Origin of the sequence: Lysinibacillus sp. RC46 (assembly GCF_041262385.1) — a bacterium.
Taxonomy (GTDB): Bacteria; Bacillota; Bacilli; order Bacillales_A; family Planococcaceae; genus Lysinibacillus.
The window spans coordinates 1-12,050 of record NZ_JBGCCF010000014.1; the positions used below are offsets into that span (position 1 = coordinate 1).

At 37.2% G+C, this 12,050-nt stretch carries 11 protein-coding genes; all 11 read right to left on the reverse strand.

The window, feature by feature from the left end; translation table 11 throughout:
- Positions 1-520: 520 nt before the first annotated feature.
- Entirely contained in the window at positions 521-1,411 is an 891-nt protein-coding gene (locus tag ABH966_RS13930) for a PhzF family phenazine biosynthesis isomerase (RefSeq protein ID WP_370079375.1), read from the reverse strand.
- A gap of 896 nt (positions 1,412-2,307) precedes the next feature.
- Entirely contained in the window at positions 2,308-2,844 is a 537-nt protein-coding gene (locus ABH966_RS13935) for an NADPH-dependent FMN reductase (RefSeq protein ID WP_370079376.1), read from the reverse strand.
- Between the two features lie 223 nt (positions 2,845-3,067).
- Positions 3,068-3,310, reverse strand: a complete 243-nt coding sequence (locus tag ABH966_RS13940) for a DUF2164 domain-containing protein (RefSeq protein ID WP_370079377.1) — start codon at positions 3,308-3,310, stop codon at positions 3,068-3,070.
- Positions 3,311-4,053: 743 nt separating this feature from the next.
- On the reverse strand, positions 4,054-4,278 hold the full coding sequence (locus ABH966_RS13945; RefSeq protein WP_370079379.1) for a hypothetical protein: 225 nt from the start codon (positions 4,276-4,278) through the stop codon (positions 4,054-4,056).
- A 15-nt stretch (positions 4,279-4,293) separates the two neighbouring features.
- Complete coding sequence (locus ABH966_RS13950) at positions 4,294-5,415, reverse strand: Nif3-like dinuclear metal center hexameric protein (protein WP_370079381.1); 1,122 nt, start codon at positions 5,413-5,415, stop codon at positions 4,294-4,296.
- Between the two features lies 1 nt (position 5,416).
- Positions 5,417-6,109: a tRNA (adenine(22)-N(1))-methyltransferase gene (locus ABH966_RS13955; protein WP_370079383.1), complete on the reverse strand. Its 693-nt coding sequence runs from the start codon at positions 6,107-6,109 to the stop codon at positions 5,417-5,419.
- Between the two features lie 181 nt (positions 6,110-6,290).
- On the reverse strand, positions 6,291-6,641 hold the full coding sequence (locus tag ABH966_RS13960; RefSeq protein WP_370079385.1) for a c-type cytochrome: 351 nt from the start codon (positions 6,639-6,641) through the stop codon (positions 6,291-6,293).
- Between the two features lie 524 nt (positions 6,642-7,165).
- On the reverse strand, positions 7,166-7,729 hold the full coding sequence (locus ABH966_RS13965; protein ID WP_370079387.1) for a hypothetical protein: 564 nt from the start codon (positions 7,727-7,729) through the stop codon (positions 7,166-7,168).
- Between the two features lie 303 nt (positions 7,730-8,032).
- On the reverse strand, positions 8,033-9,160 hold the full coding sequence (rpoD, locus tag ABH966_RS13970; RefSeq protein WP_049663796.1) for an RNA polymerase sigma factor RpoD: 1,128 nt from the start codon (positions 9,158-9,160) through the stop codon (positions 8,033-8,035).
- A gap of 32 nt (positions 9,161-9,192) precedes the next feature.
- Positions 9,193-11,025 carry a DNA primase gene (gene dnaG / locus ABH966_RS13975; protein WP_370079389.1) on the reverse strand — a complete coding sequence of 611 codons (1,833 nt, stop codon included), beginning with the start codon at positions 11,023-11,025 and terminating at the stop codon, positions 9,193-9,195.
- Between the two features lie 204 nt (positions 11,026-11,229).
- The gene (locus ABH966_RS13980) at positions 11,230-12,042 is read right to left on the reverse strand and encodes a pyruvate, water dikinase regulatory protein (protein ID WP_370079391.1); all 813 of its coding nucleotides are present in this window, start codon (positions 12,040-12,042) and stop codon (positions 11,230-11,232) included.
- Between the last annotated feature and the right edge of the window lie 8 nt (positions 12,043-12,050).

The following is a 12,050-nucleotide window of genomic DNA, read 5'->3' on the forward strand; positions in this document are numbered from 1 at the left end:
TTTGAGTACGCTTAAAAACAGTTTTTTAGATGCTTGGTAGCTTAAGAATTTCCAATTCCGATGTTTTTTATGGTTGACATATCACCACTGGGCTTGTCAGTATAATCAGATAAATTATAACACGAACGTACGGTCCCTTATATCTATTTGTAAAATAAATTTATATTCAACTAACCTGCCCCGTTAGCCATCCATGTAGCGCAAAAACCAGCGCTACACCACGGAAAATGAAAGATGATTAAGTTCTTTCATGGGAGTTGAATATAGTTCCTTGCCATTTAAATTATCACGTTAACTAATTCGAGCGAAAAAAAGATTATGTATTCGCATCGTTATAGAACTTTCTATAATGTAGCTTTATTAATGCAATTTGATATACCAATTCGTATGAAAATTGTTAAAAAACCGCTTTATATCAATAAAAAAGGGACATCCAAATCAATTCGATTTGATACCCCTTTTATAGTGTTTTTTTAAGTTTTGTACTCGAAAACAGAACCCGTTAGAAGCGGCTCCCTTTTTATATATGCACTTTTAGGTCCTTCACATGTACAGCAGTCCCTGAAATCGAAATATTCAGTTTACCATCGTCATTTTTGACATGTACATGCACTCGCCCATCCTTTCCAAGTTCCTGACCTTGTTCAACGGTAAGTGTTTTTGGCAATTGAGCTTCTCGATCGATATAATTAGCAAAATATGCTCCCATAACACCAGAGGCAGTACCTGTAGTTATATCTTCAATTGTTCCAGAATAAGGTGATGAAAAATGTCGTGCGTGCATATCTGCATACTTATCAAATGCCTCTAAGCAAAAAGGATGCACGGATGCTTTTGGCATTTCTTCAAGGACATCCGGAAAATCTGCAGTTTGCGGAGTCATTTTTTCAAAGTATGATAAATTTTTTATAGGTACTAGTAATGTCCAAATTCCTGTACTTCCATAGACTATCGGTAATTCAGGATGTATTGCTTCTTCTGTTAGTCCAATAGATTGTGCAAGCTTAGTTTTTGAACCGTTAAATGCCTCAAACTGAGGTGCTGCATGTTGCATAGTGATATGAATTTTCCCTTTTTGTTCTTTTATCTCAATTGGGAGAATTCCTGCTTTCGTTTCAATAGTTAGCTTTGACTTATTTTCTAGTAAACCTTGTGTTTTCAGTGCATAGATTGTTGCCATTGTTGCATGTCCACATAAATTCATCTCATGCCCTGGCGTGAAATAACGTATACGTAAATCTGCTTTATCCGATTTTAGCGTAAAGGCTGTTTCGTTAAAGCCTACTTGCTTAGCAATAGCTTGCATTTCTATTTCACTATACTGATCTCCTTCTACGACGACACCTGCTGGGTTCCCCATATTAGGTATCGTGCTAAACGCATCATAATGATGGACGGTAACCATTTTCATATACTTTCCCTTCCTTTATTTAAGTTTTACATCAAAGCTGGCTACTCTAACTGGCGTGTATTACAGATTTTCCGAACGAGAAAGCCTTGCAGGGTGTAGCCCGTCTTTAGACATGGGATGAAAGTGAGGTCAGACAAGAGGTAACTATTGCTACCTTAATTGTCTGAAAGGGTGTTATACTTCATCTATAGACTAGTAAAAGTCTATAAAACACGCTCGTTCATTGAAAATTGGATATTGTATAAGGTTCGATAGCCTAATTCATGCTATCGGTAAAACAATATGTGTCGTCACGAAAAAGACGCTAAAACACATCGGACGAAACCAACTATACGCTATGGTAACAGTAGTGTAGCCCTATATGCTATATGCACTGGATAGGGAGGGGTAATGGGATACCCCAATCTTGAGAACTGTTCAAAACAGAAATGGACTGCGAACGCTAGTTACTCAGGAATCCCACTGACATTAGTCAGCTTGTCCCTTTAGGGGTGGGAGTCTCAACAAGCCTTTTCTGTTCCTAAAATTTTATCCTGCGAAACAAATCCGATTTCCGACTGTCTATGCTTCCTTGGCGATTATCCCCAATTCCTAATATCAAACTCTGATACATTAATAGATACGAATTGACTGCATAAAAGTTCCATTATTCTCAAATTAATTAAGATACTCTTAAAAAATACCCCCCTATTATATAAAGAATTAACGCAGAAGCTTTTTGTCGCAACGCCAATTTTGGAAAATTCCCACCACAATGACCTTTTATAAAAATTTAGTCATAAGGTAGTATCAACACAATCTATCTAAGTTTTGAGACATTACTTCACTCAGACATAGGTCTCTAAATACATAAAAAAAGCAATATGCACTTTTTACTGTACATACTGCCTAAGCCCCTATCGAATTGTTTTTAATGCCGTTGACCAAGGAATAAGTTGATCTAGCATTTGATTTACTGAATCTGCTTGCACATCCTTTGGTTTAAATACTGTGCCGTTTTCGAAGTCTGTAAATAATGATAAAGCAGGATGGACGCGAACATCTGCAACTAATAATTCACCAAGAATTCCACGTAAATGTTCAGCAGCTCTTGCACCGCCAACAGAACCGTAAGAAACAATACCTGCCGCTTTATTATTCCATTCCACACGTAAGTAGTCTAATGCATTTTTTAATGCCCCAGTAATGGAATGGTTATACTCTGCAACGATAAATACAAAACCATCACATGCAGCAACTTTTTGTGACCATGTAGCTGCTCCTGAAGCATCTCCACCTGGCTCACCTAGAAGTGGTAGTTTATAATCCGCAATATCAATAATTTCATATTCCGCATCACCACGTCTTCCAGCAACTTCCTTTACCCATTCGCCCACTTGTGGACTTAAACGACCTTCACGCGTACTCCCTAAAATTACCCCTATTTTCAACATGTTGTTCCTCCTTTATTCATCCCTCAAATTGTGACCGAATAATTCATTTAAAACTAAAAACGGTTCTCTTAGCCATGTTGTACAGGAATCCATTTCTTTATTCAATACATTGATGGCTAATGAAACCATTGTTTTTTACTTCGAATTAAATTATCTTTAATTCAAGATAAAAATATCATATATTTATAAAAATTTCCAGTTATTTAATTCGGATTAAATTATTTTATTTTAATGGTCTTTCTAATGCTGCAAGTTCATCCTCAATCGATGCATATTGTCTTTCTACAACATATTTTGCATCCGAGATAGCCGCATTATAAATATGTGGAGCAATATTTTCCTTTATAAAGTCTAATACTCTTTCTGCTTCAAATTCTGTAATATCCTCATCACGATTATTGTAGAAAAATCGTTGAATATCAGCTATTATTGTTTCTTGTTGTTCTTTTGTTAATCGAATAAACAATTCATAACTCTCCTCTCATTGCCATTTATACTCATCTATCATAATACTCTAAAATTAATTCATGCATACACAAAAAGACTGAATTATATTAAATACTATAATTCAGTCTTCATATTCCGTATTATGTCAATTATATTAAAGTTTCACAATAAATTATGTTTGGCTCTTCGGTAAAACGAGGGGTTGATTTCCGTTCCGGCTGGGCGCTTTCCTGAGGGCGTCCGATGAGCCGCTTCACTCGCGAAGCTCGCTCCAGGGTCTCATCTGTGACGCTGATATCCCCAAGGAGTCGCCCAGCCTCCACTACAATAATGATACAACGAAACAGCGACGGCATCTTTGTGCGAAATCTAAGCGTTAGCAATAATAGGTTTACAATTGCGTCACTGTTATAAGTCTTTTCTGTTTGATTATGGTGAATAGTAATAGTGTTCACTTTTGAAATGAATAAAATTTATAAAAGTTATACGCTATTGCCGATTGGAGTGGAAGGCTACTCGACTCCCGTGGGAAAGCGAGACAGGCGAGACCCTGCACGGAGCGCAGCGGAGGAAGCGGCTCGACGCTCGCCCACAGGAAGCTCTGCTCTGCGCGAAAGCGAAGCGTCAGCGGCAAAGCGAGTAGCCTGGAACGGAAATCACCCTCATTTTTAGAGCACAACATTCACAAAGATTTCCTTAAGCGTTTTTTTCTACATAAAAAAGCTGAATTATATTACATACTATAATTCAGCCTTTTTATTATTACTGGTTACATTTAAATGAATAGTTTGTTGATAGAAAACTTTTTTCCTTTGAGACGATGGCTTCTCCACCATCTTTTTCGCATTGCTCTGTCATAGTATCAATTTTTTTGGCATTCATCGTATTCGTCATCAATGTCATACCTACCCCAAACACAGCAATCAGCAAACCAATCATCATCCATAACTTGCCGGCCTTATTGCCGACAGGTTTTTCATTCGCCATAGATATTCCCCTCTCTTACACGAATAAAAACGGTTCTGTATGAATAGTAGATTGGACAAATTCAACAGAGTACTTTTTATCCCCACACATTCTTGCCATCTTTTTAGCTACTCCTGCAATCATCACTTTCTCCACATGATGTCCTGGATCTACGATTTGTAGACCAATTGCTTGAGCGTCCTGTGCAGTATGGAAATACATATCTCCTGTTAAAAATACATCTGCCCCAGCACGTTTTGCAGAATAAATATATTTATTGCCGTCACCACCGACAAGCGCAACTTTTTTCACCTTCGATTGTAAATTACCAACAACGCGGACAGCGGGTACGTCTAGCTGCTGTTTGACGAATTGCGTAAATTCATGAAGAGTCATTTCTTGTGGTAAATAACCAACGCGTCCTAAGCCCATTACATTCGTTTGCTGGTCTAAGCGAATGATATCATAAGCAGGTTCTTCATATGGATGTGCGTTTAACATTGCCTTTAATACACGATTTTTTATAGATTCCGGAAATACAACTTCTACCTTCACTTCTTCTTCAACATGTAATTCACCAATAGAACCCACATGTGGATTTGCACCTTCTAGTGCACGGAAACGTCCCTCTCCCAATGTAGTATAGCTACACGCTTCATAATCTCCAATGCGACCTGCTCCTGCCTTTGCTAATGCCTCACGTAAATCATCGGCATTTGTAGTCGGTATAAAAACTGCTAGCTTCAACATATTTTCCGCATATGTTTCTTCTAAAATAGAACGGTTTTCAAGCTGTAGAGCATCCGCTAGTAAATCGTTAACACCGCCTTCAGCTATATCTAAATTCGTATGTGCAGCATAAACAGCAATATCATTTTTTATAAGCTTTTCATATAAACGCCCAGCTGGATTGTCAGTACGAATATTCGAAAGTCGCCTAAAAATCGGTGGATGATGCGCTATTATTAGCTCACATCCTTGAGCAATAGCTTCCTCAGCTACTGCTTCATTAACATCTAATGTGACTAATACTTTATTTACAGATTTATTTAATGTACCGATTGCAAGACCAATTGGGTCATTTTCCATACATGCTAGTTTTTTAGGCGACCATGATTCGAACAATTGTATAATTTCCTGACCGTTAACTGTTTTCATCTCATAGAACCCCTTCCACTAAATTGAGTAGAGCTTCTAACTCTGCACGTTTTTCTTCAATTTCAGGTGTTTGATCTGCCCCTTCAATGGACTTTAATACACGCTGCCAATTTTCTTTTTCACGTGACCATTTTTTTATAAATGATGGTGATTTTCGTTGCATTAATTTCGGCCCAAATAAAATTTCCGGTTCCGTTAACGTCATTGTGCTTCTTTGCAAAACGAGAATTTCATAAATTTTTTCGTCTTCCTCTAAAATCTCTTCGTCCTGAATTGCCCAATTATTTGCTAATGCCCATTCGCGAATCACTTTAGCATGAATATTTGGTTGCAAAATAAGCCTTGTTACCCCTTGCAATTTTTCAGGATGCTTCTCCAAAATGGAGACAATTAGAGGTCCACCCATCCCAGCAATAGTAACTGTATCTACATGGTCGGCTTCTTCAACGGCCGCTAAACCATTCGCAAGTCGTACTGTAATTTTTTCTGTTAAGCCTTCCTTTTGTACTTGTCCAACTGCTGATTCAAATGGACCTTTCACAACTTCCCCTGCTATTGCATAAGAAGCAATACCTTTATGAATTAAGTAGCATGGCAAATATGCATGGTCGCTGCCAATATCAGCTACAACCGCACCAGAGGGTACATATTTTGCTACTGTTTCTAATCGCTTTGATAAATTTTTTGCATTCATTTTTTTTACCGCCTGTCTTAAATAGTGTCCACTCTTAGTATGTATGATGTCGTGAAAAAAAACAAATGGAGTTGACTCAAAAATTTTGAGCAACTCCATTTTCCATTTACTGAATGAAGAAAAATAAATTGTAGCTGTACCGATGACGATTAAACGTTTTCAGTACAGCTACTTTTTTAGACTATTTTAGAGTTGAAATGTACTCAGCGATTGCTTTTGCTTCCGCTTCGTTTTTCATGCCAGGCGTCATTGGTGATCCTGGGATTCCGTTTGTTAAAACATCTACGATACGAGCTTCATCTTTGCCGTGTAGATTTGGACCCATACCACCAGTTAAGTCAGCAGCGTGACAGCCAATACAAGATTGTACTAAAGCTGCGCCATCATCAGTAGCTTCTGTCTTTTCGCCACCGCCTTCTTTCTCAGCAGCAATTTCTTTTTTGTTCTCTGCACCTGTTAAAGACATGAAGAAAATAAGACCAATACCAAATGCAAGAATTAAGATGTAAGGAACGACTGGATTGTTTTTCATATGTTTTCCCTCCTCATTGTAAATCTACTTCTATGATAATATAGAATCAGTCAACATCTAACATTGTACTTCATTAACCATGAAACGAAAAGACCATTCGCTAAGTTTTCCTTTGTTTGTAACAAATTCGACATTTCTGTAACTATTGGATAAAATATGTCTTGAAATCCCCAATATTTGGACTATCTATTATCTTTTTAACGACTTCCTTACATGTTGTTATCTTTCCTCTCTTTACGCATCATATACCAAGAAAATCAAAATAACTTATTGATATTTGCTAATAGAATAAGCCATAGCAATAAGTCCTATTATCATGGCTCATCACCATAACGTATGGTTGATTTCCGTTCCGGCTGGGCGCTTTGTTGCTGACGCTTCGCTTTCGCATTGTTTTTAGTCTTCAGCAATTTACATGGGATAAATTTCGAGATCACATTTTGATAAAAAAAAGAATCTGTTAGCTATTTGAAAGCAAACAGATTCTTGTCATTGTTAGCGAAACTATTTTACAAAATGAGTTCCTATAATAAGTTTATGGTATAATAGCTAATCAGTGCCAGTAAACCTAGGGCACCTGAGACCGTGAAATAAAGTAGCTTCATTTTTAAACCTGACCAAAGCCAAACCCCGCAGTTTGCTGCAATCAAGCAAAACAAAGCAATATTATTCCCATTAAAATATGTAGTGTAAATTCGAATAGACATACTAAACAATAAAACAGCACCCAACAAATGGAAAACAGGGGCTAATAAATCATTTTTACGTGCCATTCTAAATGCTGTCAGAAATAATATCACAGCAGCTATTCCAACAACAACCGTTAAAATTATCATTAAGGATGCTATTGTAAAATAAATAGACAACAGTGTAATCATGGCAATACATATACCTGCAATAATAAATAGTAGCCTTCTCTTTTCTGAAGGCAATATAGCCTGTTTATGATGTACTGGTTCTAACTCCTCTACATCTGTCCCCTCTGCATATAGAGCCGCTAAAAAATCACAGTAATGTTCTGGTAATAGCTTATTCTGCTTCCAAAACAAAATCTCATTCAAGATTATTTTTTTTCGAGGATTTGTCATAGTGTATACTCCAAACATTGCTTAATAATGGTTATTATTACAATTTTATCTTAATACCTTTAATAACACATCTGTATAAAGTAGCAAAAATAATAAGACTGTTTCATTCTAATTACTCGCTATAACATTTATCGAAAAAATATCTATTATGTTTAGTATGTTCTAGGGAAAAATAATGAAAATTTTGCGCGGCTATTTACTTCACATTCACAGGTATTCTCCTATTTCATGCAAATATAATAGTAGCCTAAAAAAGGGCTATCCAATTAGTCATTACTAATTAGATAGCCCAACTTTTTATCTTTATTCTAAGAAGTCTTTTAAACGTTTGCTGCGAGAAGGGTGACGTAGCTTTCTAAGAGCCTTAGCTTCAATTTGGCGAATACGTTCACGCGTTACACCAAATACTTTCCCTACCTCTTCTAATGTACGTGTGCGACCATCATCTAAACCGAAACGTAAGCGAAGGACATTTTCTTCACGGTCAGTTAATGTATCTAACACATCCTCTAATTGCTCTTTTAACAATTCATAAGCTGCATGGTCAGATGGAGATTGAGCTTCAGAATCCTCAATAAAGTCTCCTAAATGTGAATCATCTTCTTCTCCAATTGGTGTTTCAAGAGATACTGGTTCTTGTGCAATTTTTAAAATTTCACGTACTTTTTCAGGTGTTAAATCCATTTCTTCGCCAATTTCTTCTGGTGAAGGCTCACGACCTAAGTCTTGTAATAATTGGCGTTGTACACGAATTAATTTATTAATTGTTTCTACCATATGCACTGGAATACGAATTGTACGTGCTTGGTCCGCAATTGCACGTGTAATCGCTTGGCGAATCCACCATGTTGCATAAGTGGAGAATTTAAAACCTTTACGGTAGTCAAATTTCTCAACAGCCTTGATAAGCCCCATATTCCCCTCTTGAATTAAATCAAGGAATAGCATTCCACGGCCAACATATCGCTTTGCAATCGATACAACAAGACGTAAGTTCGCTTCAGCTAGGCGTTTACGTGCTTCTTCGTCACCTTGCTCAATACGCTCAGCTAATGCAATTTCTTGCTCGGCAGAAAGTAAATCAACTCGACCAATTTCTTTTAAATACATACGTACAGGGTCATTTATTTTAACACCTGGTGGTACACTCAAATCATTTAAATCGAAAGTCTCTTCGTTTGCTTCTTCTTTCATTAAGCTTTCTTCTTCAAACTCTTCTTTCCCAATGATTTGAATGTCTTTAGCCTTTTCAAGGTCCTCAGCAAAGTGGAAAATCTCTTCGTTCTCCAATTCATAAGGCGCTAGTTTCTCTGAAATTTCTTTCATAGAAATTTCACCTTCTGTTTTTGCTTTTTCTTGTAGTATTTTTTTTGCTTCATCTAATGTAATTTCTACTTCTACCTCTTTTGAACGTTCTGACTTGTCCGCCATAAACCTTCCTCCTTCTAAACAACCGAATCGGGTTAAATCGCCGATAACGATTTTCTTAAATGAATAATCTGTTGGGCGATTTCAAGTGCACGTGCATACTCATGCATCTTCTCCGCTTCCTTTGACTCATGCATCTTTTGTTGAATTTCTTGCTCAATTCTATATTTTTGCAGCTGACGAATTGAGTCTGCGACCTCTGCATCTGCTTGGTCGGGATCTCGTTCCGCTAAAGCCGCTTCCATTACAATCTTGCGTAATTCAGAGTCATCTAATATCTCAACAAAACGCTGATAATCAGGATGACCATATTCCTCATAAAATCCTACTAAGCGAACAAAAACTGCCATATAGGCATCTCGTACAAATGGATCTTTTTGCTCACTACGTAATACCCTGTCCACTACATCTATATTATGAAGCATATGAGCCAGTAATAAACGTTCGGCACGTTCAGCTGCGTCCATAGGCTTATGTTGCTGAGTGACCGGCATCGAAGGCGTTTGAACAGGCATTTCTACTTTTGCAGAACGAACCTGACTTGCCTCTAGCTTTCGGAATTGAGCATAAATCGCTTCTTCCGAGATGTTTGTTTCATTCGATAGCTGTCTTATATACAAATCTCGTTCAACTGGTGATGATCTACCTACCAGTTGCTCAAGAACTTCTTGAATATATTGAAGCGTATCATTTTCAAACTGAAAGTTCTTATTTCGTCTAGCATGCATCATCATAAAAGCAATATACGCATGAGGGTTTTCCAAAATTTGTTCTTTAAATGCTTGTCCACCTAAACTTTGAATGTATTCATCGGGATCTAGCTTATCTGGTAACACCGCAATATTGACTTTCATACGTTCCGTTTGAAGTAACTGTGCCGCTCTTTTCGCCGCATCAAACCCAGCATTATCACCGTCATAGCAAATCGTAATCTGCTCTACTAAGCGCTTTAGCTTTGTGATATGCTGATTCGTAAGCGAAGTGCCCATTGTTGCTACAGCATTCGTTACACCCACAGAAGTTGCTGCTAAAACATCCATAAATCCTTCCATCAATACTACTTGACGATTTTTTCTAATCGAGGTTCGTGCTTTATCTAGGTTATATAGCACTTCACTCTTTTGAAAAATTGGTGATTCTGGACTATTTAAATATTTTGCCTCTTCACCAGTTGATGCAAGGATTCGTCCTGAGAACGCTATAATCTTACCGTTCTCATCACGAATGGGAAACATAATACGCCCTCTAAAACGATCAAAATAGCGTTCTTCCCCTTCACGCTTGATTACTAAACCACTTTCCGCGATTTCTTGTAAGTTATAACCTTTTCTTTCAAGCAATATCGTTAATGCATCAAAGCTTGGAAGAGACCATCCAATGCTATTAGATTCTATAAGTTCCCTTGTAAATCCTCTTTCTAGCAAATAATTTAAAGGTTCTTCACCATCTTCAGTATTTAACAGTAAATGATGAAAAAAATCTGCTGCAAAAGCGTGAGCTTCTTTCATCCTTTCTTCCGCTTTAGATACCTTTTTCGTTACTTCAGGTAAACTTGGCCCAATATCTAACTGTATGCCAACACGTTCACCAAGTTTCACGACAGCGTCAGGAAAAGAAATACCTTCTATATCCATAACAAAAGTAATAGCATTACCGCCTGCACCACAACCAAAGCAATGAAAAATTTGTTTGTCTGATGACACAGAAAAAGATGGCGTTTGTTCTCCATGAAATGGACAGAGCCCAAACCAATTGCGCCCACGCTTTGTAAGCTGCATGTATTCGCTTATGACATCAACAATCTCCGATTGTGAGCGAATCTGTTCAATCACTTCTTCAGGAATCTTCCCTGCCACATTCATCACCATCTTTAATTACGTTCTAAAACACAATTCGCTATCCGATTTAAAAATCCTTTATTTCTCGACAAAAAAATAGGATTTTTCTCTTAATAAATATTTTTACCACAATTTTATTATTATAAAACAAAAATTAGTTTTTATCTATACTATTTTCAAAACCGACTCAAAAAAACCGCCTCTTAAATGAGGTGGTTTATCATCATTCGTTTCTTATTTACAGTTCGAGATATGCTCAATAATGACGTTCGCTGTTTCTTCAACAGCTTTGTTTGTCACATCAATAACCTTACAACCGATTTTAGCGACAATTTTTTCAAAATGCTGGATTTCTTCTAATATTCGATTATGCTGCGCATAGATAGCATCATCATTCAATCCAAGAGACATTAATCGCTCTTTTCTAATTGAGTTTAATTTATCAGGAGAAATAATTAAACCAATACATTTTTTCGGATCTATTTGTAATAGTTCTTCTGGTGGCTCCACTTCTGGTACTAAAGGTACGTTCGCCACCTTATAGCGTTTATGTGCTAAATATTGTGATAACGGTGTTTTAGAGGTACGTGAAACACCGACTAACACAATATCAGCCTGTAATAGACCACGTGGATCTCTACCATCATCATATTTTACCGCAAATTCAATAGCCTCTATTTTTTTAAAATAATCATCATCTAGCTGGTGCACAATTCCTGGTGCTTCTAATGGGAATTCTTCCACAAATGTTGTCATTGTTTTTAAAGCAGGCCCTAAGATGTCGACAGCATAGACATTTTCTTGCTCACACAGTTCATGTAATAACGATCGCATCTCCTGGCGAACAAGCGTATACACAATAAATGCATTCTGTTTCGCTGCAAGGCATACAATTTTCCGAATGAGCTCCTCTGATTGTATATGAGGAAAACGGCGAATAACCGTGTTTTCCAAACTAGGTCGAAACTGGCTAATAACCGCTTTCGCTACTTGATCACCAGTTTCACCGACTGAATCAGATACAACAAAAACCCGTAGTCTTTTCATGCTGCTCT